Raw genomic sequence first — 25,726 nt, 5'->3', positions numbered from 1 at the left:
AGTATACCCCTTTTCTGGAATTAGTCAAGAAAAGGGGCATACTGGTCTACTTCGCAGGTCCGGTGCTCATCCGTCCGGAGGTGATGACGATGCCGTGGTGGGTTCCCGGACGCAGCCAGCGGCTCAGCGTCGGCCCTTCCGCCTCCACCCCGACACGTGCGTACCGGAACTTGCCACGCAGTCGCGCGGTCGCGCGAGAGATCGAACCGTCGTCACCGGGCTGTGCGAAGGTGAGTCCACCGATGATCGGCAGTTCCGGACCGCGAGGGCGAGCCGAGGTCGCGACCTTCCATCCGCCCCCGGCTGCGGAGAAGTCGCCGAGCACATCGCCCGAGAACGTCGCCAGCACCTTCGGCAACCGCCAGTGCGCCCGGCCGCCGTGCACCGACGGTTCGGAGTCGACCGCGATGAACGGCACCGCCATCGCCGGGATCAGTCCCCGTCGTAACACCGGGCTGGCCAGTATCTCGCGATAGGGCCCCACCGGGGAGTCCAGGTAGTCGACCATCATCGCGAGCGTGATCGGGAGGGTCGGGCCCTCGGGCCCGTATTCCGCGGCGGCAGGCGTACTGCGGTGCCACCACAACGTCGCCCGTACCGCTGCCGGCCACGGCGGGGGCGGCGACGTCGGCCATTCGATGCGCTCGTCTGCGCTCTCAGGCACTTTCCACAGCACGGTCTGCGTCCTTTCGTCGAGTCGGATGGATCGGGAGTCGGAGCGCAGCAGGAGCGCCGGCAGGGACCGTCGGTTTCACGGGAGGAACCGCGGTCACCGGTTCGTAGGGTGCGCCGAGTGGAGGCCGGGTGTCGTTCGCGCCCTTGTTCGGCCACAACGCCATCGCCCGCTCGGCCTGCGCGGTGATCGTCAGCGACGGGTTGACCCCGAGGTTGGCACTGACGACAGACCCGTCGACGACGTGCAGACCGTCGTGCCCGTAGACACGCAGGTACGGGTCGACGACGCCGCGTTCGGGAGAATCACCGATCGCACAGCCGCCGAGGAAGTGCGCCGTCATCGGGATGTTGACCAAGTCGACGATCGAACCGCCCGGGTCGCCTCCGATCTTCTGCGCGATGCGGCGGATCGCCTCGTGCCCGACCGGAATCCACTCCGGAGGCCGCTCCCCCGGTCCCGGCTTGCTGGTCAGCCCGCGACCGAGCGGGGTGCGCCTGGTCTTCAGTTCGAGGGAGTTGTCGTCCGTCTGCATCACCAGCGCGATCACGGTACGTTCCGACCAGTTCCGCACGGACAGGTTCCGCAGGAACGCACCCGGATTCCGGGCCGCGACACCGAAAAATTTCACCACGCGGGGCACCCGGCCGCCACCGTCGACGAGCATCGCCTGGATCATCCCGATGAGATTGCTTCCCTTGCCGTACCGCACCGGTTCGATGTGGGTGTGATCGTCGGGATGGAACGACGACGTGATCGCCACACCGCCGGTGTAGTCCACGTCGCGATTCCGGGCGGTCGCCGCGAGTACCGCCTCGGAGTTGGTACGCACGACCGTTCCGAGGGTGCTCGACAGGTTGGGCAGATCCCCGGTCTCGCGGCTCGCGAGCAGCAAGCGTGCGGTTCCGTAGGTGCCGGCGGCGACGACCACGTGGTCGGCGGTGAACACGGTGCGGCGCTTACGAATGCCGTCGGTGCTCCGGGTGTGGACCTCGTAGCCACCACCGGGGCGGGGAACCACCCGGGTCACCGTGGTCAGTGCATGGATCACTGCGCCCGCGCGTTCCGCGAGGTACAGGTAGTTCTTCACCAGGGTGTTCTTTGCTCCGACCCGGCATCCGGTCATGCAGCTTCCGCATTCGGTGCAGCCGGTGCGCTCGGGTCCGGCACCTCCGAAGTAGGGATCCGCCACGGTCTTGCCGGGCTCGTCGAAGAACACGCCCACCGGCGTGGTCACGAAGGTCTCGCCGGCGCCCATCTCCTCGGCGACCTCGCGCATCACCTTGTCGGCGGGAGAGGTGGTGGGGTTCGGGCGCACGCCCAGCATCCGGGCGGCCTGATCGTAGTACGGGGAGAGCTCGGCCTCCCAGTCGTCGATATGCCCCCACTGAGGGTCACGGAAGAAGGGTGTGGGCGGCTTGTACAGCGTGTTCGCATAGTTGAGCGAGCCGCCGCCGACGCCTGCCCCGGCCATCACCAGGACGTCGGGAAGCAGGTGCATGCGCTGGACTCCGTAGCACCCCAGTGCAGGTGCCCACAGGTACTTGCGCAGCCGCCAGCTGGTCTTCGGCAGATCCTCGTCCGAGAAGCGACGGCCCGCTTCGAGAACGCCTACCTTGTAGCCTTTTTCGGTCAGCCGTAACGCGGCGACACTGCCTCCGAATCCGGAGCCGATCACGAGAACGTCGAAGTGGGTCATGCTGTTGCTCCTGCCGCGGCGGTCCGCTGTGTGTAGTTCTCGAGATCGAACTGCTTCGTGCGCGCACGGTAATGCCAGGTGAACGTCGGCCACATCACGGAGTTGCGGCCCTTCTCGTCGATGTACCAGCTGCTGCAACCTCCGGCGTTCCAGACCGTCCCCTCGAGGAGCGGATCGAGTTCGTCGGTGTAGCGGCGCTGCGCGTCCCCGGTCACTTCGAGGGCGGTGATCCCGCGGGATCGCATGGTGCGCAAAGCGTCGGCGATATATGCAGCCTGCGATTCGAGCATGTACACGATCGAGCTGTGTCCGAGGTTGGTGTTGGGTCCGTAGACGAGGAACAGGTTGGGGAACCCGTGTACCGAGATTCCCAGGTGGGCCGCGGGGCTTCCGTCCCACGTCTCGGCGAGTGTGCGACCGTCGGTTCCGCGGATGTGGTGGGCGACGGGAGGTTCGGTCGGCGTGAAGCCGGTACCGAAGATGATGGTGTCCACCGGGTACTCGTTGCCGTCCTTGTCGACGACGCCGTTCTCCGTCACCGCGGTGAGCCCGGACGACACCACGCTCACATCGGACCGCGTGATGGTGGGGAACCACTCGTTGGACAGCAGGATCCGCTTGCAGGTGATCGCGAAATCGGGCGTGAGCCGCTCGCGCAGCGTCGGGTCCTGCACCTGCTTGCGGAGCACCTGCCGGGCGCGGCGCTCGAACAACGGCAGGAGGTATTTGCGGGCGAACGGCTTCGTCATGCCCACGACATAGATTTCCTTCTGCCCGTATACGGCGCCGCGCATGAGCTTCTGGGTGAAGGGGAAGCGGCGGTACAACGACCGGACCGAGCGCGCGATGGCGGGGTCGTGCTTGGGCATGACCCACGACGCGGTGCGCTGGAACAGGGTGAGGTGGGCGACGCGGTCGACGATCGCGGGAACGAACTGGATGGCCGATGCCCCGGTGCCGATCACCGCGACGCGTTCACCGGCGAGGTCGTGGTCGTGGTCCCATTCGGCGGAGTGGAAGGTCTTGCCCCGGAACAACTCGAGTCCGGGAACCTTCGGGTAGGTGGGCGTCGAGAGGGCACCGGTTGCGGCGACGAGCACGTCTGCGGTGAGGTCGCCGCGGGACGTCGACACCGACCACACTGCGCGGGCGGCGTCCCACTGTGCCTCCCGCAGTTCACATCCGAACATTGTGCGCTGGGTGACACCCTCGTCACGGGCCACGCGCCGGAGGTAGGCGTAGATCTCTTCCTGGGTGCCGTGGGCACGCGACCAATCGGGTTCGGGTGCGAAGGAGAACGAGTACAGCGCGCTCGGGACGTCGCATGCCGCACCCGGGTAGGTGTTGGCCCGCCACGTACCGCCTACGTCGTCTCCCCTTTCGAGGACGAGAACATCTGCGGTCGGATCCTGGCGCAGCAAGGTAGCGGCCGTTCCGATTCCGCCGAAGCCGGCGCCCACGACAAGGGTGTGCACGTGGTCGGGGAGCATCGCGAGACTCATTTCGACACCAGGGCCTTCCAGACCGGGAGGAGACGCTCCCGGAACTCTCGATCGGATTCAGGGGTACGCATCAGGGCGGAGACGGCGAAACCTCGCGCCAGTTCTATGGCGAGGTCGATGATGTCGGGACTCACCCGGTCGCCCATGATTTCGAGGCAACCGGTGCGCAGCGCGTCGGACACCTTGCGTTCCAGCGGGATCATCGCTGCGTGGAGCGACGGATCGGTCCGGGCCGCGACCCACAGTTCGAGTGCCGCGTCGAACAACGGTCCGGAGAACGCGTCGAACAATGCCTCGAATCCGTACTCCGGGTCGGGGTCGGATTCGAGGATCTCGTGCAGCCGCTTTTCCACCAGATGCTCGATCGCCGCCACGACCAGCGATTCCTTGGTGGGAAAGTGGTGTAACTGTGCGCCACGGGAGACACCGGCGCGGGTGGCGATGCCCTGCGTACTGATGCCCGCGTATCCCTGCTCGACCAGGGATTCCACGGCTGCGTCGAGCAGTTTCCCGCGAGTGGCCGCTGTTCGTTGCGCCTGAGTGCGTGTGGCGCCGGGCACAGTGTCGTGGATCACGCTACGGATCGTAACGGTAAACCAACAAACAGTCCAGACTGTATGTAAACCCCTTTAGGGCGGTTCAGCGACCGGGCCGTCTCATGGGTAGGTGGTCGATACCCGCCTCGACGCAATTCGGGCCGGTGCGCTCGAAACCCAAGCGGCCGTACCAGTCCTCGAGATATGCCTGTGCCAGGATCTCGACGGGTTGCGGATGGTCGTCGATCACCGACTCGATCAAGCGGGCAGCGAGACCCCTGCCCCGGGCCTGCTTCGCGGTCGCGACCCGCCCGATGTGGATGACCGGTCCGTCGGCGTCGAGGACCCGGAGGGTCGCCACCACATCGTCGCCCTCCTCGACCCAGTAGTGCGTCGTGCCGGGCTCGAGGTCGAGTCCGTCGAGTTCGGGCTCGGACACGATCCCCTGCTCGTACACGAACACTTCCGTGCGCAACCGCACGATGCGGTAGAGGGTCGCCGGTGCGATGCGGTCGAGGGTCGCGGAACGAATGGACGTCACACCGGCCATCCTAGGTGGGAGCTCACAGCGAACCCTCGGACGAAAAGCAGCGAGTGGACCACCCCTGGGGATGATCCACTCGCTCGAGTACCGAGATGACGGAGCTCAGACGAGCAACTCCGCGATCTGAATCGTGTTGAGCGCAGCGCCCTTGCGCAGATTGTCGCCCGAGACGAACAGCGCGAGGCCACGGCCATCGGGCGCACCCGGGTCCTGACGGATGCGGCCCACCAGCGAGACGTCGTCACCGGCTGCCGCGAGCGGGGTCGGCACGTCGACGAGCCGGACACCCGGAGCCGCGGCGAGGATCTCCTGCGCACGCTCGACCGACAGGGGCCGCTCGAACTCCGCATTGATCGACAGCGAATGGCCCGTCACGACCGGCACGCGCACGCACGTTCCGGACACGAGCAGATCCGGAAGACCCAGAATCTTGCGCGACTCGTTGCGCAGCTTCTGGTCTTCGTCGGTCTCGCCGGAACCGTCGTCGACCAGCGAACCGGCGAGCGGCAGCACGTTGAACGCGATCGGTGCGACGTACTTGTCGGGTGCCGGGAAATCGACCGCGCCGCCGTCGTGCACCAGCTTCTCCGCGTCGTCGATGACCGCGCGGGCCTGGCCCAGCAGTTCCTCGACACCGGCGATACCGCTACCGGAGACCGCCTGGTAGCTCGAGACGATCAGACGCTGCAGGCCCGCCTCGTCGTGCAGCGCCTTGAGGACCGGCATCGCGGCCATCGTGGTGCAGTTGGGGTTCGCGATGATGCCCTTCGGCGGGTTCTTCGCCTGCTCGGGGTTGACCTCGCTCACGACGAGGGGAACGTCGGGGTCCTTGCGCCATGCCGACGAGTTGTCGACAACGGTCGCGCCTGCGGCAGCGAAGCGCGGAGCCTGCGCACGGGACAACGTCGCACCGGCGGAGAACAGGGCGATGTCGATGCCCGCAAGGTCCTCGTCGGACGTCGCGGCAGCGTCCTCGACGACGATTTCCTCACCCCGGAAGGGAAGCTTCTTGCCGGCCGAGCGAGCCGAGGCGAAGAAACGAACCTTGTCGGCCGGGAAGTTCCGCTCCTCGAGGAGCGTGCGCATGACGATGCCGACCTGTCCGGTGGCACCCACAACAGCAATGGTGGTCATATCTATCGCCCCGTCCCTGCGTGCACGACCGCTTCCTCGGTGCCACCGAGATCGAACGCTGCATGCAGGGCACGCACCGCTTCGTCGAGTTCGGTGTCGTCGACGAGGACCGAGATGCGGATCTCGGAGGTCGAGATGAGATCGATGTTGATGCCGGCGTCGGCGAGTGCCTCACAGAACTTGGCGGTGACGCCGGGATGGCTCCTCATGCCTGCGCCGACGAGGGAGACCTTGCCGATGTGGTCGTCGAAGAGGACCTGCGTGAAGCCGATCTCTTCCTGCCGCTTGGTGAGCAGTTCGACCGCGCGCGGAGCGTCGGAGGTGGGCAGGGTGAAGGTGATGTCGGTCTTGCCGGTCTCGACCTTCGAGATGTTCTGCAGCACCATGTCGATGTTGATGTCGGCGTCGGCGACCGCACGGAACACCTTGGCGGCGTAGCCGGGGGTGTCCGGCAGACCGACCACGGTGATCTTCGCTTCGCCGCGATCGTGCGCAACGCCGGTGATCAGTGCCTCTTCCACAGGGATGTCCTCCATCGATCCGGACACGATGGTGCCGGGCTTGGTGGTGTACGACGAACGAACGTGCACAGGCACGTTGTAGCGGCGGGCGTATTCGACGCACCGCAGCATCAGGACTTTGGCGCCACTCGCGGCCAGCTCGAGCATCTCCTCGAAGGACACCTTCTCGAGCCGCTGTGCGTCCTTGACGATGCGCGGGTCCGCGGTGAACACACCGTCGACGTCGGTGTAGATCTCGCACACGTCCGCCTCCAGTGCGGCGGCGAGAGCGACGGCGGTCGTGTCGGAGCCACCGCGACCGAGCGTCGTGATGTCCTTGCTGTCCTGGCTCACTCCCTGGAACCCGGCGACCAGCACGATGCTGCCCTCGTCCAGGGCCGTGCGGACACGACCGGGTGTGACGTCGATGATCTTCGCGTTGCCGTGGCTGCCCGTGGTGATCACGCCGGCCTGCGAGCCGGTGAACGAGCGGGCCTCGGCACCGAGAGAATGGATAGCCATCGCGACCAGGGAGTTCGAGATTCGCTCACCCGACGTGAGGAGCATGTCCATCTCTCGCGCCGGGGGCACCGGGCACACCTGATGAGCGAGGTCGAGCAGTTCGTCCGTGGTGTCACCCATTGCGGACACCACGACCACGACGTCGTTGCCCGCCTTTTTGGTCTCGACGATCCTTTCAGCGACGCGCCGGATCCGCTCGGCCGTCGCGACCGAGGATCCTCCGTACTTCTGGACGACGAGTGCCACGCTGTCGAACCTCCGGGTCTTGGGAACAAGTCCAGGGGCCAAGCTTACCGATGGCTGTGTGGGGGTCGGTCGGGCCCATCGGGAAAGTGTCGTGCGCAACAACGGGCGGTCGCCGTCGGCGTCACGAACCGGCCGCCCGAATGTTCGACCGGTCTACTTCCTCGAGCCTTCGCCGCAGAAACCGGGCCGTTGCCTCGTTGCCCGTGGTCTTCAGTGCGGCGCGGTACGCGTCGGCGGCGTCGGCCCGGCGCCCGGCGCGCCGCAGCAGATCTGCGCGGGCAGGCTCGATCAACCTGCGCAATCGTGGGTCTTCGGGCAGCGCCTCGAGTGCTGCGAGCCCCGCCTCCCACCCGTCCCGGAACCCGAGGGCAACCGCGCGGTTGACCGCCACGACGGGAGATCCCGACAACTCCAGCAGGCGGTCGTACGCACCGACGATGGTGACCCAGTCGGTCGCGTGCCAGGTCGGAGCGCAGGCGTGGACGGCGGCGATCACCGCCTGGGGCAGGTACGGCCCCGCAGAGCCACCCGCGCGATCGAGCGCGTCGAGACCGTCCCGGATGCGGTCCCCGTCCCACCGCCCGCGATCCTGCTCCTCGAGCGGTCGCACCGCTCCGTCGGCGCCGACTCGCTCGTGACGCCGGCTGTCGTGCAGGAGCATCAGCGCGAGGAGTGCCCACGCCTCCCGCTGGCCGGGCATCAGGTCACACAGCAGCCGTCCGAGCCGAATCGCCTCCGCGCACAGGTCCTCTCGGACCGGTGCGTCACCGGATGTCGCGGAATAACCTTCGGTGAAGACCAGGTAGATGCAGGTGGTGACTTGCGGAACACGTTCGGGCAGAAGGTGTTCCGGAGGTGACCGGAACGGTATCCCCGCATCCCGTATCTTCGCCTTCGCGCGGCTGAGACGCCGCGTCACGGTCGACTCGGTCTGCAAGAACGCCCGGGCGATTTCGGCGGCCGTCAGCCCGCACACCAGACGGAGCGTGAGAGCGACTTGGGCGTCGGGCGCGAGCGCCGGGTGACAGCAGGTGAACAGCAACCGCAGTTCGTCGTCACGCACCCGCGGCACCTCGTCGTCGAGCGCCCCCGGTACGTCGCCGCGCCGCACGGCCGCGACCTCCTTTCCGTCGCGGGCCGCCTCCCGGCGGATCCTGTCCAGGGCACGCCGACGCGCAACGGTGGTGATCCACGCGCCGGGATTCGCGGGTTCGCCCCGGTCCGGCCAGGTCCGCAATGCGTCGACGAAGGCGTCCTGAACGGCGTCCTCCGCAAGGGTGAGATCGCCGGTGAATCGCGTCACCGCTGCTACCGCGCGGCCGTGCTCCGCGCGAAACACCCGGGCGACGTCCATGCGGCCACTCCGCTACTCGTCGACCATGCGGCGTAGTTCGACGCATCCCCGGGGGCCCACCGGGATCTGCAGCGCGAGTCCCACTGCGGTGGCGCGATCGGGCGCGGACAACACGTACAGGCCGTTGGCGATCTCGGTGGATTCGGAGAACGGCCCGTCCGTCAGCATCACCTCGCCGCCCTTCGTGCGAACCGTGGTCGCCGAGGCCGGGGGGCGGAGTGCTCCTCCCGCGCGCACCGCCGAGCCGGCCGCCTCCGTGAATCGGGCATGCGCGGCCGCACCCTCGTCCCAGGCCGGGGTACCCGGATCGTCCGCGCCGCCGGCGGGTTCGCGCAGCAGTGCAAGCCAGCATCCGGCGCTGTGCGGCGTGGAGAACCACTCCACCATCGGCCACAACTCGATGTAGCCGTTGTCCATGTCGGGAATCCGGCGTACGAGGTCGAGAGCGGCATCGACATCGTCCGCCTCGAAGATGTAGAACCCGCCGACGACCTCGTTCGACTCGGCGAACGGACCGTCCGTCACCAGCGGGGTGCCGCCGGTGTTCCTGACGGTCGCCGCTTCGGCCACCGGATGCAGCGCACCGCCGCCGACGATCGCCGGACCGGCGTACGCGTCGAAGACCGCATGATGCGCCACCGATTCCTCGAACTCCGGGGTGCCCGGGATGGAGGCGGGCCCGCTTTCCGGTTCCGCCAGCAACGCCAAGTACTTCATCTCGCTATCCTCTCGTCTCGGAAAGGGGCGGGAAGCCCCTTTGCAAAGACGACGAACAATCGGAGCCCTTTCGGACAAAGCGGGGGCCGGCGGTGCAACGAGGTGTCGTGGCGTTTACACTGCTTGGCATGCAGCGCGCGCTTCTCCTCGGCCGCCGCGGCGGGATCTGACCAGACCGGCTTCCCGTCGCGGGGTTTCTACGCGCCGGTCGATATCCTGATCTGGACCCACCGGTCCCACCTCTTTGGAGATACGTCATGTCACCCGCCGACGCTTTCACCTCCGGTTCGCGCACCATCACCCCGCCGAGCAAGCCCGCGCCCGCCGATCAGCCAGCGTGGAACACCCAGAAGAACTCGTCGATGCCGACGTACCGGTACCGGCCGTTCGCCGAGGAAGTCGAGCCGGTCTCGCTGCCCGACCGCACCTGGCCCGACAAGATCATCGACCGCGCACCCGGCTGGTGCGCCGTCGACCTGCGTGACGGCAACCAGGCGCTCATCGATCCGATGAGCCCGGCCCGCAAGCGCCGGATGTTCGATCTGCTGGTGCGGATGGGCTACAAGGAGATCGAGGTCGGCTTCCCGTCCGCGAGCCAGACCGACTTCGACTTCGTCCGGGAAATCATCGAGGACAACGCAATTCCCGACGACGTCACCATCCAGGTACTGACGCAGTCCCGTCCCGAGCTGATCCGGCGCACCTTCGAAGCATGTGTCGGTGCACAGAACGTGATCGTGCACTTCTACAACTCCACGTCGATCCTGCAGCGCCGGGTCGTGTTCCGCGCCGACAAGGACGCCGTCAAGAAGATCGCGACCGACGCCGCGGAACTGGTGATCGAGACCGCGAAGGATTACCCCGACACCAACTGGCGGTGGGAGTACTCCCCCGAGTCCTACACCGGCACCGAACTGTCGTACGCCAAGGAAGTGTGCGACGCGGTCGTGGCGACCCTGGGCGCCACCCCCGAGCACCCGGTGATCATCAACCTGCCGGCGACCGTCGAGATGGCCACCCCGAACGTGTACGCGGACTCGATCGAGTGGATGCACCGCAATCTGGCCCAGCGCGACTCGATCATCCTGTCGCTGCACCCCCACAACGACCGCGGGACCGGTGTCGCGGCCGCCGAGCTGGGTTACCAGGCCGGCGCCGACCGTATCGAGGGTTGCCTGTTCGGGAACGGCGAGCGCACCGGCAACGTATGCCTGGTGACGCTGGGCCTGAACATGTTCAGCCGCGGGGTCGACCCGCAGATCGACTTCTCGAACATCGACGAGATCCGCCGCACCGTCGAGTACTGCAACCAGCTGCCCGTCCCCGAACGGCACCCGTACGGCGGCGACCTGGTCTACACGGCGTTCTCCGGTAGCCACCAGGACGCGATCAACAAGGGCATGGACGTCATGAAGGCCGACGCCGATGCGGCCGGTTCCGATGTCGACGACATCACGTGGGCCGTGCCGTACCTGCCGATCGACCCGAAGGACGTCGGCCGCAGCTACGAGGCCGTGATCCGCGTCAACTCGCAGTCCGGCAAGGGCGGCATCGCCTACATCATGAAGCACGACCACGGCCTGAATCTGCCGCGTCGTCTGCAGATCGAGTTCTCGCAGTCCGTGCAGGCCGTCACCGACGGGGAAGGCGGCGAAGTCAGCCCCAAGGAGATGTGGGACATCTTCCACGAGGAGTACCTGGCTCCCGTCACCCCGCTCGAGCGGATCCGCCAGAAGGTCACGGCCGCGGAGACGGACGACGGCGAAGACACCGTCACCGCGGTCCTCAAGGTGAACGGTGTCGAGAAGGAGATCACCGGTACGGGCAACGGCCCGCTGGCCGCCTTCGTCGACGGCCTCGAGTCGCTGGGCTACCGCGTCGCCGTACGCGGATACTCCGAGCACGCCATGTCCGCCGGCGACGACGCGAATGCCGCGGCCTACGTCGAGGCCGACGTGACCCGTCCCGACGGCACCACGACGCTGGTGTGGGGCGTGGGAATCGCCTCGTCCATCACCGTCGCGTCGCTGCGGGCGGTCGTCTCGGCGGTCAACCGCGCGAGCTGATCGCTCGGCCGATTCGGCCTCTGTCCCGACCTGCGCGGCGGTACTCTGCGGGAAGTTTCCGGGGTACCGCCGCGTCGTCGGTTCGGTACGCATCCCCGGACCACTGAGCTCGTCCTACGAGTAAGGGGATCGCCGTGGAGTTCTGGGACATCATGTGGTACATCATCGTGTGCTTCGCGTTCATCGCGTATCTGATCATGCTATGGCTGATCATCAGTGATCTGTTCGCCAACCGAGACCAGTCCGGATGGGTGAAGGCGATCTGGATCGTGTTCCTCTTCATCTTCCCGCTGCTCACCGGCCTGGTGTACCTGGTGGTCCACGGTCGCGGTATGGCCGAGCGGTCGGCGCGAGAAGCAGCGCAGATCAAGTCCGCGCAGGACAACTACATCCGTGAGGTCGCGGGTAAGTCTCCGGCCGAGCAGATCGCCGACGCGAAGGCGCTGCTGGACGCCGGCACGATCGACGAGGACGAGTACCGGGTGCTGAAGTCGAAAGCCCTCGCCTGAGTCGCTTCCGTTCGAAAACGATGCCGGTTCACTGCGATCCGAGTACCGCCGCCGCTGCGGCACGAAAGCTCTCCATCACCGCAGCGACGGCGGGTCGCCGTTCCGCACCCGGCCGGGTCACCAGGTCGTAGATCCGTCCCGCGCGAACCCCGGCCAGCGGACGCCGCTCCAGCCGTGGATTCAGGATCGAATACCGTGGCAGGAGAGCCACACCACGACCCGCGACAACCAATTCCTCGATCACGCGGAAGTCGTTGATGCGGTGTATGACCCGTGGCCGTATCCCCGTGACGGCCGCGACGGACAGTAGGACGTCGTCGACCGGAAAACCGCCCCGCACGCTGATCCAGCTCTCCCCGGCGAGGTCGTCGAGTCGCACCTCGGAACGTGCCGCCAGGCGGTGTCCGGGTGCGAGCACGATATCGATCGGCTCCCGCATGAGCGCATCGACGACCACCCGCGGCGCGGTGAGCGGCGCGCCGCGCTCGTCGCGGTGGGTGAGTACCACGTCGTAGTCGGCGAGGAGCCCCGGCACTGCGGACGCGGGCGCGTCCTCGTCGCTGACGTCGAGTTCGACACCGAGCGCGGTTGCCGACGCGAGGACAGCAGGGAGCAGCAACGCGGCTCCCGAGGGGAACACCGCCACGCGGACCCGGCCGGTCGGCGACTGCCGGTAGGCCGCCATTTCTGCATCGGCCCGATCGAGCGCGTCGACGACCTCGTCGGCGCGCAGCACGAGAGCCCTGCCCGCGTCGGTGAATCGCAGGCGCCGGCCGTCGGGTTCGAGCAGTGGCACGCCCGCTTCGCGCGCGAGGATCTTGAGCTGCTGCGACACGGCAGACGGTGTCATCGACAGTGCCGTTGCGGTGGCGGCGACGGTCTCACGGTCTGCGAGTTCGCGCAGGATCCTCAATCTCGCGACATCCATGAAGAAATTCTAAATGTAGCGTTCGGAAAGATTCGATTGTCCTGGACGTTTCTTCCTGCGAACAATATCCGTATGACTCCCCGCGACCGCCTTCTCGCTCTCACCGTGGTCGTTCTCTGGGGCTGCAATTTTCTTGCCATCCGGGTCGGGCTCGACCATTTCCCACCGTTCTTCTTCGGAGCACTCCGCTTCGCCGTGATCGCGATTCCCGTGGTGCTGTTCGTACCGCGACCCGTGGTGCCTCTGCGGTGGCTCGTGCTCTACGGTGCCGGTTTCGGGTTCGGACAATTCGCATTCCTGTTCTGGGCCATGGAATCCGGGTTGCCCACCGGCCTGGCTTCGCTGGTTCTCCAAGCCTCGGCGCCGCTGACGGTCGTGCTGGGTGCAGTGCTGTTGCGCGAGCGGCTCGGCGGCATTCGGATCGCCGGCGTACTCACCGCCGTCGCCGGGATGGTGGTGGTCGCATTCGCACACGGCGCCGCCGACGCGAGCCTGGTCCCGATGATGCTCGCGTTGCTCGCCGGGCTGTCGTGGGCGATCGGCAACATTGCGACGCGCAAGGCCGCCTCGCGCGAACCGATGCGCCTGATGCTGTGGATGTGCGTCGTCCCGGTCCTTCCGTTGCTCGCCGTGTCGTGGGTCGTCGAGGGTCCGTCGGCGTGGGTCACCCTCGGCACCGCGTTCACGACGGCCGACGGAGCGCTCGCGCTTGCCGGTCTGACCTACATCGTCCTGCTCGCCACGATCGTCGGTAACGGCATCTATGTAGCGCTGATGTCGCGTTATCCGGCGAGCACCGTCGCTCCGCTCTCGCTGATGGTGCCGATCGTGGGATTCGCGGCAGCGGGACTCGCGTTCGGTGAGGAGCCGGCTCTCCTGACCCTGCTCGGAGGTGCCGTCGTCATCGCAGGGGCACTGGCTGCCCAGGTGGCACCGAGTCGGCGGAGCGCCGCTCCCGGGCCTGTGGAACACTCGCCGACGTGGGAACTAGCACTGAAATCACCGCGCGCGGCCGGTTCGCCCTGCGCGCCGCGAAAGCTGCCGCCTGGGCGTCCCAGAAAGCCGGACGCGGTAAGGGGTCGATGATCGGCGGGCTCATCGCCCTGAAGATCGAGCCGACGCTGATGAAGCAGGTCGGCCACGGACGCCGCACGGTGCTCGTCACCGGCACCAACGGCAAGTCGACCACGACGCGGATGACCGCCGCCGCCCTGGAGACGATCCACAAGACCGTCACGCAGGCGGACGGCGCGAATATGGACGCGGGCATCGTGGCGGCCCTCGCCTCCGATCTCGGCGCGCCTCTCGCCGCGATCGAGGTCGACGAGCTTCACACCCCGCACGTGGCCGACGCCCTCGCCCCCGAAGCGATAGTCCTGCTCAATCTCAGCCGCGATCAGCTCGACCGCGTGGGCGAGATCAACATGATCGAGCGCAAGCTACGCGCGGGCCTTCAGCGGCACCCCGACGCCGTGATCATCGCCAACTGCGACGATGTGCTCGTCACGTCGGCCGCGTACGACAACCCCAACGTCGTGTGGGTGGCCGCCGGCGCAGGATGGGCGAACGATTCGGTGAGCTGCCCCCGCACCGGGGAACCCATCGCCCGCGAGGGGGTCCACTGGTACAGCACGGGATCCGATTTCGCTCGGCCCCAACCTGATTGGTGGGTCGACGACGACAACTTGTACGGGCCCGACGGTCTTGTGCTGCCGTTGAAGCTGACACTGCCCGGCAAAGCCAACCGCGGAAACGCCGCCCAGGCGGTCGCGGCCGCGGTCGCGCTGGGCGCCGACCCTGCCGACGCGGTCGCCGCAGCAGCAGTTGTCGACGAGGTCGCGGGCCGGTACAAAACCGTCCAGGTCGGCCCGCATTCCGTCCACATGCTGCTCGCCAAGAATCCGGCGGGCTGGCAGGAAGCGCTGTCGATGATCGATCCGACCGTCGACGGACTCGTCATCGCCGTCAACGGCCAGGTGCCCGACGGCGAAGACCTGTCTTGGCTGTGGGATGTGCGCTTCGAACACTTCGAGGGAGTACAGGTGGTCGCGGCGGGCGAGCGAGGCACCGACCTTGCGGTGCGCCTCACCTACGCGGGCGTCGACCACACTCTCGTTCCGGACCCGCTGAAGGCCATCGCCTCCTGCCCGCCCGGGCGGGTGGAGGTGCTCGCCAACTACACCGCGTTCCGGGATCTCAACACCGAAATCTCCAGGAGGACGGCCAATGTCTGACTCGACCGTTCGGATCGGGCTGGTGCTGCCCGACGTCATGGGCACCTACGGCGACGGCGGAAACGCCCTCGTGCTGCGGCAGCGTCTGCGCATGCGCGGCTATGACGCCGAAGTCATCGAGATCGGTTTGAGCGACCCGGTGCCCGAGTCGCTCGACATGTACACGCTCGGCGGAGCCGAAGATGCCGCGCAGCGACTCGCCACGCGGCATCTCCAGCGTTATCCGGGTCTGCAGCAGGCCGCCGGCCGCGGCGCGCCCGTGCTCGCGATCTGCGCCGCCATCCAGGTGCTCGGCCACTGGTACGAGACCTCGTCGGGAGAACGCGTCGACGGTGTCGGCCTCCTCGACGTGACGACGTCGCCGCAAGAGGTCCGTTCGATCGGGGAGATCGTCACACAGCCCGTCGTCGACGGTCTCACCCAGCCGCTGACCGGCTTCGAGAACCACCGAGGCGGAACAACTCTCGGGTCGAGTGCGACAGGCCTGGGACGCGTGTCCCGCGGCGTCGGCAACGGTGTCGGCGACGGACTCGAAGGCGCAGTACAGGGTTCGGTGATCGGCACCTATCTGCACGGACCGGTGCTGGCGCGCAATCCCGAACTCGCCGACCACCTGATCGCGCAGGCACTGGGCGTGGATTCACTACCGCCGCTCGATCTTCCGGAAGTCGACCTGCTGCGGCGCGAGCGCCTGCGCGCCTAGGACTCCGTCGAGAGCCCGCCTCCGTCGAGAGCCCGCCTCCGTCGAGAGCCCGCCTCCGTCAGCTGTGGGCGGAGGCGTGCTCGACGACGAAGCGGGCGAGTTCGTCGGGGACTTCGTCCGGGATCCAATGGCTGACGCCGGCGAGCGTCTCCGACCGGTACGGACCGGAGACATAGCGCGGCGTGGCCTCGACCCCGGCGGGCCCGACGGCGACGTCACCGTCGCTCCACACCATGAGCGTGGGCACCGTGACGGACTCGAGCGTCGCCTTGGGGTCGCTCCACAGCATCGCCCGGTACCAGTTCACCCCACCGCGCACCGCGGATCGATCGGCAAGACGCGCCGCGTCGCGCGTCACCGCAGCGTCGGGCTGGCCCGACCGGCTCAGAACGAAGCGTCCGACCGACTCGTTGCTCAGCAGCAGTTCCGGGACCCACGGCATCTGGAACGCGAGCATGTACCAGGACTTGAACAACTGGGTGCTCGTGGCGAACGCGCGAAGGAACGCCGCGGGATGGGGCACCGACACTGCGGTGAGGGACCGCACGAGGTCCGGGTGCTGGGCAGCCACTCCCCACGCGACTATCGCGCCCCAGTCGTGCCCCACGAGGTGGACAGGCGACCCGTCGCCGACCTGCTCGATGATCGCAATGGCGTCCCCGACGAGCAGGGGAATCCGGTAGTCGCGGCGACGCGGCGGACGCGCGCCCGGTGAATACCCGCGCTGGTCCGGCGCGAAGGTGCGGTATCCGGCCTCGTGCAGCCACGCGGCCACGCCGTCCCACGATCGTGAATCCTGCGGGAACCCGTGAAGCAGTACGACACGTTCGCCGTCGATCGGTCCGTCGTCCCGGATGTCGAACGTCAATCCGTTGTGGACGACGGTCGTGATGCGTTCCCCCACCCTGATCCCTTTCGTCGCAGGCCCCCCGACAGGGGTTCGGCCCGGTTCCGCTCTCGCGTGTACCGGGCCGGATCTCTGCTTCACGAGCACTTCTCTGTCGTCCGCGGACGTCTCCGGCTCGATTCGCAAGATCGATGTTACCTAGGTCACATCGGCGGGTGCAACCCCAGGGGCTTCTTGCGCGAGGATCGCGGTACCCATCCACCGGCGCAGGTACCGGCGCAGTTCGTCCTCGCTGCGCGGAGGATCCCCCGGGGAGACGAAGAACGACTGCATCGTCCGCAGGACGAATTCGACCAGTTCGCCGAGCGACTCGTCGTCGTAGCCGTAGCTCTCCCAGTCGACGTCGAACCGCCGGATCATGGTCATGCCGAAGGCGCGCGCCTCACCCGACGCGATTACTTCCGGATGCGGGTCCGAATACGTACTCGACAGCAGGATGCCCAGGTGCGGGGTACGACGGACTTCCGCGAGCGTGAACACGACCCCGGCGACCATCGCCTCCGCGGGGTCACCGATACCGCTCACCTCGTCGGCCAGCCGATCCAGGAATCCTTCGACCGACGCGATCGCCGCCGCACGCATCAGCGCGTCTGCGCTGGCGAAGTACCGGTACACCGTCTGACGGATGACGCCGAGCGACTGAGCGACGTCGGCGATGCTGATTTCCGCTCCGGACTGCGCGATCAGCTCGACCGCTGCCGCGACTATCCGCTGCGTGGCCTCCTCGTCGTCGACGGGAGGACGCCCGCCCCATCCACGTCTCCGCGCCACGATCTGCTTCCTCGGGTACCACGACCTGCAACAAGAACCCGACGGTAACACGGCGCACGTCTGCACACCGGGCCCGTCTGCGCGTCGCGGGGCCTTCCGCATCGGCGCCGGGATTCCTATCATACAAATGAGCGCACTGATGTATGGTCACGCCGAACCGAGGCCTCGTCACCCGGGGCCCCACCCGTCCGGCCTCCCGGGGCCGGCATGAGACGAGGTAGCGCCACGATGACGAACCTGCAGGTCCGGAAGATGCGCTTCGCATTCGCGGACTACGACGTGCCGTTCCTGTGGAACGAGGAGAACCCGGCCTTCTCGAGCATGGCCAACGCGGTGTCGTTCCTCGCGATCGGTTTCGAGAAGATGATCGTGAACATGGTCCAGGAGGTCGTGCACCGGATCGAGGACCCGAAGGTGGTCGAGGAAGCCAATGCCTTCATGTACCAGGAAGGTCAGCACTCCACCGCCCACCGGCAACACGTCAAAGGGCTGATCAAGCGGTACCCGGGTCTGCAGGAAACGCTCGACGAGGTCGTCGCTGCGTTCGATCGGCTCACGGCGGAGAAATCCCTCGAGTACCGCCTCGCCTACACGGCGGATCTGGAAGCGACCTTCACTCCGGTGTTCAAGCTGATGCTCGACAACGACTCGCACTTGTTCCGGCCCGGCGACGACCGGGTCGCATCGCTGTTCATCTGGCATTTCGTGGAAGAGGTCGAGCACCGCAGTTCCGCGCTCATCATCTTCGATGCGGTCGTCGGTAGCGACCTCTACCGGATGCGCATGGCACCTTCCGTGTTCAAGCACGTGCTCGACGTCATCGCCATCGCGTGCGACGGCTTCAACAAGCATGTGCCGATCGAGGACCGGAAGATCGACGCCATGTCGATGTTCGCGTCGTACCGGCGTAAGCAGATCCTGCGCAAACGCCTGCCGTTCCTCGACGCCGAGGACCACGGGCCGATGCCGCGGGCGTTCGACGTTCTGCCGTTGCGTGAGCAACTCGTCGCACTTGCGGGTGTCGTGCGCAGCCAGTTGCCCAAGCACAATCCCGATCACGAGAAGCTTCCCGCGCTCGCCGACGTCTGGTTCGAACGGTTCGACGCCGGCTACGACGTCTCACACTGGTACACCGCCGAGACCGTATCCGCGCGGGAGGCCGACTGATGTCGGATCTCTGTTCCCCCACGTTCGAGGATCTCGCAACCCGGCTGGGGTTCTCGTGTGCCGAAGCCGGCGGACTCTTCGAACTGCGTAGCCCGTTCGCCCTGGAGAACTGGACCCTTCCGGTGCTCGAAGCGACGATCGTGATCGGTGCGCTCCTGGCGCTGATCTACGCGATCGTCCGGCTCCGCCGCACCGGTGATCCCACCAATCTGGTCGTGTGGCTCGGAACGCTTGCGTTCCTGTTCATCATCGAACCGCTGCTGTACTTCCCCGACGCCTTCGGGGTCGAGGAATACGTGGACACGATGTTCGCGCACAACGTGTTCACGGTCGAGTTCATGTGGGGGCGTCTGCCCCTGTACATCATCGCGATCTACCCGCTGATGGCGACGATCGCGTTCGAGATCGTCCGGATGCTCGGCGTGTTCCGGCAGTACGGCACCCTCGTCGGCGCCGCGTGCGTCGGTTTCGTCCACCACGCTTTCTACGAGATCTTCGATCATCTCGGCCCCCAGTTGCGGTGGTGGGAGTGGTCGCTCGACAATCCGGTCAACCAGCCGTTCTTCGAGTCGGTTCCGCTGCCGAGCGTGGTCGTCTTCGCCGCCTTGTGGCCGATGTCCCTGGCGTTCTGCGTCCAGTACTTCGTCGGCCGCCACGCCGACGCGGGCCGCACCTTCGGAGGTCTCGAACTGGTCTGGCGGACAGTGGTCGTCGGGCTTCTGGCCGCTCTGGGAACGGTGATCCTCCCGGCACCCGCGACCGTCATCGGGATGGGCAGCACGACGGTCCGCGCGACCATCTACGCCGCCGAACTCGTGCTCGTCTCCGCCGTGGCGATCTATGTGCTCGCACGCCAGTGGCGCCGGTTGCGCACCGTGCAGGGCACGACCGGTTCACCGGCGACGCCGGCGTATTCCAACGACTTCGTCAGGTATTTCAGCATCGTGTACCTGCTGGTGATGGCGGTGTTGTGGGCGAGTGCGCTGCCCGACTACTTCGCGGCCACCGACGGCGTGACCGCCGACGGCGATCCCGTCGGCAGCCTCTGGTACACGGCGGCATGCTTCGTGGCGGCGATACTCGTTGTGGCAGCGACCTTCACGATCCCGCGCAGCTACTCGTCGAGCGTCGACGACGCTCGCGCGAGGACACTCTCCGGCGCATAGTTGGCCCAGCCCGTTCCGGGCCAGTTGAACCACCCCGACGACGCGAGTGTGCCGCCGTCGGGGTGGAGCGTCGTTCCGGTGACGAACGACGACAGACCCGACGCGAGGAACACGACGCAGTTCGACACGTCGTGGACGTGACCGACCCGCCCCATCGGGATCGCGACAGCCGCGCTGCGTGGATCCGTCAGCGCGTGCTCGCCCACGGCGAGTTTGTCGAGGTTAGGCGTCGGAACGAAGTCCGGGGCCACGTTGTTCACCCGGATGCCGTCAGGCGCCACCTCGACGGCAAGGGTGCGGGCGAACTGCTCCACGGCAGCCTTCGCCGCCGAATAGACGGCGAATCCGGGTGCGGCACGGTGCGCTTCGATGGTGGTGAGGTTGACGATGCTTCCCCCGCGGCCACCACGCTGCATACGGGGCACCGCCAGGGAACACGCGTGGAACACATGCGAGAGGTTGGTGCGGACGAGCGCGTCCCACCCCTTCGGGGTCGTATCGACGAACGGTGACCGGAACGTGCCACCGACGATGTTCACGAGGGTGTCGAGTCTCCCCCATCGCTCGTCGGCCGCGTCGAACAAGGCCTCGAGCGTCTCCGGATCCCGGACGTCGCCGTGCCGGACGACGGCGTCGACGCCCGCCTCCCGCAGCGACGAATCCAGTGCATCGACTGCGGCACGGTCGATGTCGAGGACGGCGGGACGCACGCCGTTGGCGGCGAGGTCCCGGACGATCGCCTCACCGAGACCGCCTGCCCCTCCGGTGATCACGGCGACGGTGCCGGCAAGACGGGCCCGCTCCTCGAACCATCCTCCGGGCGAGGCGTTCGCGGTGGTGTTCTGCACGGCTGCGGGACCTTTCACGACAGGTACGTGGTGCCGAAGGATTCGAGGAAGTCGACGGTGGCCGACAGTCCCTCGATGGGGCAGGAGACGGTCACCCAGTCCACACCGGCCTTATCCAGATCCGCGAAGACCTCGCGGTGCCGGTCGGGGTGGACGCCCGCCGAACCGATCTCACCGCTGTACGAATAGACGACGTCGATGTGGTCGGTGCGGCCCGCGGCGACCGCCGCCTCGCGCACGTCGGTGATCTGGCCCGCAAGCTGATCGAGGGGGCCGAGTTCCTGCGTGCGCGCGGTCGCACTGAGCTGGGCGCCACCGGACATCGGCATCCACCCCTGCGCTCGCTGCGCGACGCGACGGCGGGTCAGTGCCGAGTTGCCCCCGATCCAGATCGGGATCGGATTCTGCACCGGGCGTGGCCTCGCCACGATGTTGTGCGCACTGAAGTGACGGCCGTCGTAGCTGAAGGGTTCACCGCTCCAGTGCAGCGGAAGGACGTCGAGCGCCTCGTCGAACAGTGCGTTGCGTTCGTCGAAGTCGACGCCGAGCGCATGGAACTCGCTCTTCTGGTAGCCCGTGCCGATTCCGAGCATGAAGCGTCCCCCGGAGATCTTGTCGAGCGATGCCGCTGCCTTGGCGAGCAGGAACGGGTTCCGGTACGGCGCCACCGCGAGGTAGGTGAGCAGACGGAGACGCTCGGTCGCGCCGGCGACATAACCGAGAGCAACGAACGGGTCGAGAGTCTGATGCCCACCGGCGGAGAGCCAGCGCGCGCCCGGAGCGGGATGCTCGCTGAAGGAGAAGGCGTCGAATCCGGCACGCTCGGCAGCCACCGCGACCTCGCGGACGGGCCCGGGGTCGAGTACATCGCCCTCGGGGCCGTTGATCTCGGGGTAGTGGAAGATGAACCGCATTGTCACCTGTGCGCCTTTCCGGCGAGCCGTCTGCCGTTGCTCCACCCGCGCGTAAACGGGATTCTGGTTTGTGAGAACTTTCCTATCTTCAAAAGATAGTCAGATTGTCTCAGGATGCAACGGCGAGGCTTCGGAGCGGTGGAAGGATCCGGTTACGCGGCGTCGGCGCCGTCGAGCAGCCACCGATCGTCGACGCGCTCGACCGTGACGATGAACCGGGTCGCGTCGGTGCGGCCGTCCGGCACCACCGCATTCGTGACGTCCTGGTCGAGGAAGACGAGCACCGTGGCGGTCTCACCGTCGAAGCTCTCGAGTCCGGCGTGGTCGGCGCGGGCGACGGACGTGCCCTGCCCGTTCTCGACCAGTCCACGCAGATCGCCCGCCACACCTTCGTACTTCGCCGCGAACTCGGCGGTGGAATTCGCGGTGACCGCAGCCAGCGACTCGTCGAAGGTGCGGTAGTCGTACGTGCCCAGCATGACCGCGTACTCCCGCGCCTTCGTCACGGCTTCGGCGCGCAGCGCGGCAACTTCCTCCGCCTGCCACCACCGGAACCCGAGGAATGCCGCTGCGGCGAGAAGCGCAACGATCAACGCGACTACCGCCCATCGTGCGGGCCCGCCCCTCCGGAATGCGCCCCGCGCGTCCGGCGACAGCGCCGGGGTGTCGTCTCCCGTGTCGACGTCCGTCGCGGTCGTGCCTTCCGACGTTTCGGCAGGTTGCGTCATCTCAGTTGCCCAATCCTTCCAACAGCTGCTGCCAGTAGTTGAGTGCTTCCACCCCGGTCGGAATGAGGAGCGGGTCGTCGGCGATGTCCGGGCCGGTCACCGCACCCGGCGTGGTCTGGTTCTGCAAGCCGAGGTCGTTCGGTCTCGGGGCCACCCGCGCGCCGCGCTGAGCATGGCCTTCGCCCGGTGGGCAGTAGAGCGAAAGGTTCGGCTGCCGGGGGCCGTAGTCCGGGATGGTGCGGCGCGGGGTGTCGTAGTAACACACCGGCCCCTGCGTGGCCACGAGCGAGAAGTTGCCCCGGTCACCCACGACGACCCGGTCGAGATCCTTCAAAGCCGCCGGAATCGACACGAGTCCGGCCTCCAACGCCGGGGTCCGTGGTCCCAGCACCTCGCCGACCGTCACCAGGTTGGTGAGCAGGACACCGAAATTGTCCTCGGTCGCCGCGAACAGCGCTTCGACGCGGGACAGGGCCTCCGGCGAGCGATCGAGCAGATACACGAGCGAGTCCTTGCTGCCCACCAGTTGGTCGGATACGTCGCGCACCGCCCCGACCGTGCCGGGGAACGACTCGGAGTTGGCGGCCAGTGCGTCGACGAGACCGAGTCCCTCGTCGAGCAGCGTCGCGAGGGCCGGCGCCCGTTCTTCCACCATCCGCGACAACGCGTCGGCGTTCTCGAGCAACGCCTGCAGTTCGGGACCAGTCCCTTCGAGGGCGGTTCCCCAGGTCGCGCCGAGGGTGACCAGAGAGTCTGCGTCCAGACTCTCGATCAGCGACGTCATCCGGATCAGCATCTGGTCCAGCCGAAGACTCTGTTCCTCGACCGGTACGAGGATTTCGTCGCCGGCAACGAGGTACGGGCCCTCGTCCGTCTCGGGTTCGATGTCGAGAGTGAGAATGCCGATCGCTGTTGCGGTGACCACCCGCGCAGTACTGCCGACCGGAATCTGCGTCCCCGGGTCCAGGGAGAGCACCGCGTCTGACCCGCGTCCGCCCGGTGCGACCTCGATGGAGTCGATTTCCCCCACAGCGACGCCCCGGTACGTCACGGATGTGCCCGGACCGATCCCCCGCGCGTCGGACAGGTGTGCCCGGATGTCGATCGCCCCGCCGAGACTCTGCGGTCCCAGCACGTACCGGACACCGAAGACCGTCGCGAGGAGGCCGACGATCACGAACAAGGTGACCTGCACTTTCACCGAGCGGTTCACCGGACACCGCCTCGGAGCAGGTCCTGCAATCCCGTCGCGATGTCCGCCTGCGGCAAGGGCACCGCCGGCCCGCCGTCGAGCGGTACCCCTCCGGTCACGAGCAAGTCGATGGCTGCGGGAATGTCGAAGGCGCCGTCGAAGATCAAGTAGTCGCCGGGTGTCGCGCGGCGGAAGCCGTCCATGAACCCCGTCATGTTGACGAGCGCCGCCTCCACGGTGTTGTTGAAATCCTTGATACCCGAAGTGATGTCGGCGAGGTCGGACACCGCTCCCCCGATCGCGCCGGAGTCCTGCATCACGGCATCGACCGACGCGGACACCGCCGCGGTACTCGACACGAGCGTCGTCAGATCCTGCTGCTGCTCGGCGAGCAAGGTGACCATGCGCGAGCTGTCGTCGATACTGCGGTCGAGCAATTCCTGTTGCTGCGCAAGACGCCCGGACACCGACTCCACCGCGACGAGAGTGCGCTCGAAGTGCACGCTGTTCTCGTCGGCCAGCGCCATCGTGGAGTCCAGGCGGGTGAGCATGTCGCGGATCTTCTCCCCGCGGTTGCCGAACGCGGCATCGAGTTCCGTGGTGATGGTGCGGAGCTGGTCGAGCCCGCTGCCGTTGACCACCTGACCGAGCATCGCGAAGGTTGCCTCGATGTCCGGACCCACCTCCGTCCGCTCGATCGTGTCGCCGTCGGACAGCGGCTCGGGTGACGGGTCCTCCGGCATGTCGATCTGCACGAAAGGGCTGCCCAGCGCGGACGGAAGTCGCACGGACGCGCCGATATTCGACGGGAGCTCGGCAGACGCCGACATGCTGAGATCCAGGTACGCGCGTGTGCCGTCCGTCCGCAGCGTGTGGACACGGCCCACGACGGCCTGCCCGGCACGCACCTCCGCTCCCGGGTCGATCCGGTCGGCGCTCTCGAAGACCGCCGTCACCGTGTACGTCTCACCGGCTGCGGTCCGGCCGAGCGGGAGTTCGTGCAGGCTGAGACCGCACCCGGACAGCACCGTGATCGACGCCAGTGCCCCGGCCACGCGGAGACGCCCGATCATCGGGTGCCGCCTTCGTTCAGGGCACGGTCGAGTGCTTCGGGTACGAGATCTTCGTAGGGGTCGGAGAGATCGAACGGCACGGTGATGGGGTTGGTGAATCCCGCGCCGGTGCACAGCGGTAACGGTTCCTGCGCACAGAGTTCCTGTGCGCGCGGGAACTGGCCGATCTGCGTGGAGATGTTGAGCCGGATACGTGCCCGGCCGTCGGGTCCGATGGCGTTGTCGATGTTCTGCATGGTCAGAGGCAGTACGTCGAAGATCTCGGCGAGCCCGACCTCGTGGAGCGCAAATGTGTCGGTGAGCGTCTGCGCATTCGACATGATCTGTTCGATGTCGCCGCCGCGGTCGGCGAGCAGGACGTCGAGTCGGTCGAGCACGACGGTGAGTTGATCGACCGGGGTTCCGACGTCGAGATCTGCGCGCTGCAATTCCTCGCCCAGTTCGCCCATCCCCTCGACCAGGGTGGCGAGATCTCCCTCCTTCGAACGGACTGCCCCGAGCGCGACCGCGAGGTCGTCGATCACCCCGCCGATGTCGTCGGACTTGGCGCCGACGACCGAGGTGGCCTGGCTCAAGGCGACGATCGCGCGGTTCATGTCCTCGCCCGTTCCGGCGGTCGCGTCCGCCGCGACCTCGAGGGTCCGGCCGAGTTCGCCTCCCTCGGGGCCGAGCGCACCGGCGAGCATGTCGACGCTTTCGAGCAACTCGTCCCAGTTGATCGGGGCGTGACTGCGTTCGACTGGGATGACGTCGCCGTCCTGCAGGGCGGGGCCGTCCTGATACGCCGGCCCCAGTTCGATGAAGCGGTCGCTGATCACCGCCGGGTTCATGACGAAAGCCGACACGTCGGCAGGAAGAGTGACGTCGGTCGGGACCGTCATCGTGACCTCGACGACGCGCCCCGCCGGCCGCACCTCTTCGACCGTGCCGAGGGGCAGGCCGAGAACGGCCACCTTGCTCCCCGGATAGATGCCGTTCACCGACGCGAACTGTGCGACCACGGTTCTGGTGCGGTCGGGTCCTACGACGTACCAGGCACCGGCCGCGCACAGACCCAGGACAGCCACGATCGCGATAACGCGTGTCAGCCACC

The 25,726-nt window shown here is 67.2% G+C and carries 25 protein-coding genes; 7 read left to right on the top strand and 18 right to left on the bottom strand.

Going from position 1 to position 25,726, the window contains the following annotated elements; translation table 11 throughout:
- Window positions 1–46: 46 nt before the first annotated feature.
- The 9 genes from ACFWBU_RS11620 to ACFWBU_RS11580 form a co-directional block, all read right to left on the bottom strand.
- Window positions 47–664 (bottom strand): hypothetical protein, encoded by a 618-nt coding sequence (locus ACFWBU_RS11620; RefSeq protein ID WP_378528350.1) that lies wholly within the window; start codon window positions 662–664, stop codon window positions 47–49.
- On the bottom strand, window positions 657–2,372 hold the full coding sequence (locus tag ACFWBU_RS11615; protein ID WP_378528323.1) for a GMC oxidoreductase: 1,716 nt from the start codon (window positions 2,370–2,372) through the stop codon (window positions 657–659). The genes ACFWBU_RS11620 and ACFWBU_RS11615 overlap by 8 nt, the downstream gene beginning before the upstream one ends.
- Complete coding sequence (locus ACFWBU_RS11610; RefSeq protein WP_378528322.1) at window positions 2,369–3,874, bottom strand: flavin-containing monooxygenase; 1,506 nt, start codon at window positions 3,872–3,874, stop codon at window positions 2,369–2,371. The genes ACFWBU_RS11615 and ACFWBU_RS11610 overlap by 4 nt, the downstream gene beginning before the upstream one ends.
- Window positions 3,871–4,449: a TetR/AcrR family transcriptional regulator gene (locus ACFWBU_RS11605; protein ID WP_378528321.1), complete on the bottom strand. Its 579-nt coding sequence runs from the start codon at window positions 4,447–4,449 to the stop codon at window positions 3,871–3,873. Before ACFWBU_RS11605 ends, ACFWBU_RS11610 begins: the two co-directional genes overlap by 4 nt.
- A gap of 64 nt (window positions 4,450–4,513) precedes the next feature.
- Window positions 4,514–4,951: a GNAT family N-acetyltransferase gene (locus ACFWBU_RS11600; protein WP_169653021.1), complete on the bottom strand. Its 438-nt coding sequence runs from the start codon at window positions 4,949–4,951 to the stop codon at window positions 4,514–4,516.
- 105 nt (window positions 4,952–5,056) lie between these two features.
- Window positions 5,057–6,088 carry an aspartate-semialdehyde dehydrogenase gene (locus ACFWBU_RS11595; protein WP_169622617.1) on the bottom strand — a complete coding sequence of 344 codons (1,032 nt, stop codon included), beginning with the start codon at window positions 6,086–6,088 and terminating at the stop codon, window positions 5,057–5,059.
- Between the two features lie 2 nt (window positions 6,089–6,090).
- Window positions 6,091–7,356 (bottom strand): aspartate kinase, encoded by a 1,266-nt coding sequence (locus ACFWBU_RS11590; protein ID WP_169622616.1) that lies wholly within the window; start codon window positions 7,354–7,356, stop codon window positions 6,091–6,093.
- A gap of 121 nt (window positions 7,357–7,477) precedes the next feature.
- Entirely contained in the window at window positions 7,478–8,710 is a 1,233-nt protein-coding gene (locus tag ACFWBU_RS11585) for an RNA polymerase sigma factor (RefSeq protein WP_378528320.1), read from the bottom strand.
- A gap of 12 nt (window positions 8,711–8,722) precedes the next feature.
- Window positions 8,723–9,427, bottom strand: a complete 705-nt coding sequence (locus ACFWBU_RS11580) for a YciI family protein (protein ID WP_296549621.1) — start codon at window positions 9,425–9,427, stop codon at window positions 8,723–8,725.
- 257 nt (window positions 9,428–9,684) lie between these two features.
- Here ACFWBU_RS11580 and leuA point away from each other — a divergent pair, with 257 nt between their 5' ends.
- Window positions 9,685–11,493 carry a 2-isopropylmalate synthase gene (gene leuA, locus ACFWBU_RS11575; RefSeq protein WP_169622613.1) on the top strand — a complete coding sequence of 603 codons (1,809 nt, stop codon included), beginning with the start codon at window positions 9,685–9,687 and terminating at the stop codon, window positions 11,491–11,493.
- Window positions 11,494–11,627: 134 nt separating this feature from the next.
- Window positions 11,628–12,002, top strand: a complete 375-nt coding sequence (locus ACFWBU_RS11570) for an SHOCT domain-containing protein (protein ID WP_169622612.1) — start codon at window positions 11,628–11,630, stop codon at window positions 12,000–12,002.
- Between the two features lie 28 nt (window positions 12,003–12,030).
- Here the strand turns inward: ACFWBU_RS11570 and ACFWBU_RS11565 are convergent, their stop codons facing one another.
- Complete coding sequence (locus ACFWBU_RS11565; RefSeq protein WP_169622611.1) at window positions 12,031–12,930, bottom strand: LysR family transcriptional regulator; 900 nt, start codon at window positions 12,928–12,930, stop codon at window positions 12,031–12,033.
- 72 nt (window positions 12,931–13,002) lie between these two features.
- Between ACFWBU_RS11565 and ACFWBU_RS11560 the strand changes: the two genes are divergently transcribed.
- The 3 genes from ACFWBU_RS11560 to ACFWBU_RS11550 are packed head-to-tail and all read left to right on the top strand — an operon-like array spanning window position 13,003 to window position 15,867.
- Window positions 13,003–14,016 (top strand): EamA family transporter, encoded by a 1,014-nt coding sequence (locus tag ACFWBU_RS11560; protein WP_378528319.1) that lies wholly within the window; start codon window positions 13,003–13,005, stop codon window positions 14,014–14,016.
- A complete protein-coding gene (locus tag ACFWBU_RS11555) occupies window positions 13,911–15,164 on the top strand; it encodes a MurT ligase domain-containing protein (protein WP_378528318.1) in 1,254 nt (417 codons plus the stop codon). The genes ACFWBU_RS11560 and ACFWBU_RS11555 overlap by 106 nt, the downstream gene beginning before the upstream one ends.
- Window positions 15,157–15,867, top strand: coding sequence for a type 1 glutamine amidotransferase (locus ACFWBU_RS11550; protein WP_378528317.1), 711 nt, complete (start codon window positions 15,157–15,159; stop codon window positions 15,865–15,867). Before ACFWBU_RS11555 ends, ACFWBU_RS11550 begins: the two co-directional genes overlap by 8 nt.
- A gap of 58 nt (window positions 15,868–15,925) precedes the next feature.
- Here ACFWBU_RS11550 and ACFWBU_RS11545 read toward each other — a convergent pair whose 3' ends face one another.
- Both ACFWBU_RS11545 and ACFWBU_RS11540 read right to left on the bottom strand, forming a co-directional pair.
- Window positions 15,926–16,771: an alpha/beta fold hydrolase gene (locus ACFWBU_RS11545; RefSeq protein ID WP_378528316.1), complete on the bottom strand. Its 846-nt coding sequence runs from the start codon at window positions 16,769–16,771 to the stop codon at window positions 15,926–15,928.
- Between the two features lie 141 nt (window positions 16,772–16,912).
- Complete coding sequence (locus tag ACFWBU_RS11540; protein WP_378528315.1) at window positions 16,913–17,545, bottom strand: TetR/AcrR family transcriptional regulator; 633 nt, start codon at window positions 17,543–17,545, stop codon at window positions 16,913–16,915.
- A 228-nt stretch (window positions 17,546–17,773) separates the two neighbouring features.
- Here ACFWBU_RS11540 and ACFWBU_RS11535 point away from each other — a divergent pair, with 228 nt between their 5' ends.
- Complete coding sequence (locus tag ACFWBU_RS11535; RefSeq protein WP_378528314.1) at window positions 17,774–18,712, top strand: metal-dependent hydrolase; 939 nt, start codon at window positions 17,774–17,776, stop codon at window positions 18,710–18,712.
- Complete coding sequence (locus ACFWBU_RS11530; RefSeq protein WP_169653012.1) at window positions 18,712–19,878, top strand: hypothetical protein; 1,167 nt, start codon at window positions 18,712–18,714, stop codon at window positions 19,876–19,878. The genes ACFWBU_RS11535 and ACFWBU_RS11530 overlap by 1 nt, the downstream gene beginning before the upstream one ends.
- Here ACFWBU_RS11530 and ACFWBU_RS11525 read toward each other — a convergent pair.
- From ACFWBU_RS11525 to ACFWBU_RS11500, 6 genes are all read right to left on the bottom strand, one after another.
- Window positions 19,827–20,726 (bottom strand): SDR family NAD(P)-dependent oxidoreductase, encoded by a 900-nt coding sequence (locus ACFWBU_RS11525; protein ID WP_378528313.1) that lies wholly within the window; start codon window positions 20,724–20,726, stop codon window positions 19,827–19,829. The genes ACFWBU_RS11530 and ACFWBU_RS11525 overlap by 52 nt on opposite strands.
- Before the next feature lie 14 nt (window positions 20,727–20,740).
- The gene (locus ACFWBU_RS11520; protein ID WP_378528349.1) at window positions 20,741–21,640 is read right to left on the bottom strand and encodes an LLM class F420-dependent oxidoreductase; all 900 of its coding nucleotides are present in this window, start codon (window positions 21,638–21,640) and stop codon (window positions 20,741–20,743) included.
- Between the two features lie 152 nt (window positions 21,641–21,792).
- Window positions 21,793–22,368 carry a hypothetical protein gene (locus ACFWBU_RS11515; RefSeq protein ID WP_296549615.1) on the bottom strand — a complete coding sequence of 192 codons (576 nt, stop codon included), beginning with the start codon at window positions 22,366–22,368 and terminating at the stop codon, window positions 21,793–21,795.
- A 1-nt stretch (window position 22,369) separates the two neighbouring features.
- The gene (locus tag ACFWBU_RS11510) at window positions 22,370–23,581 is read right to left on the bottom strand and encodes an MlaD family protein (RefSeq protein ID WP_296549614.1); all 1,212 of its coding nucleotides are present in this window, start codon (window positions 23,579–23,581) and stop codon (window positions 22,370–22,372) included.
- Window positions 23,578–24,633 (bottom strand): MCE family protein, encoded by a 1,056-nt coding sequence (locus ACFWBU_RS11505; protein ID WP_296549613.1) that lies wholly within the window; start codon window positions 24,631–24,633, stop codon window positions 23,578–23,580. Before ACFWBU_RS11505 ends, ACFWBU_RS11510 begins: the two co-directional genes overlap by 4 nt.
- Window positions 24,630–25,700, bottom strand: coding sequence for an MCE family protein (locus tag ACFWBU_RS11500; RefSeq protein ID WP_378528312.1), 1,071 nt, complete (start codon window positions 25,698–25,700; stop codon window positions 24,630–24,632). The genes ACFWBU_RS11505 and ACFWBU_RS11500 overlap by 4 nt, the downstream gene beginning before the upstream one ends.
- Window positions 25,701–25,726 lie beyond the last annotated feature (26 nt).

The sequence above is a fragment of the Rhodococcus sp. NPDC060084 genome, assembly GCF_042730335.1.
Classification (GTDB): domain Bacteria; phylum Actinomycetota; class Actinomycetes; order Mycobacteriales; family Mycobacteriaceae; genus Rhodococcus.
This window is presented reverse-complemented; position numbering and strand designations above follow the sequence as displayed.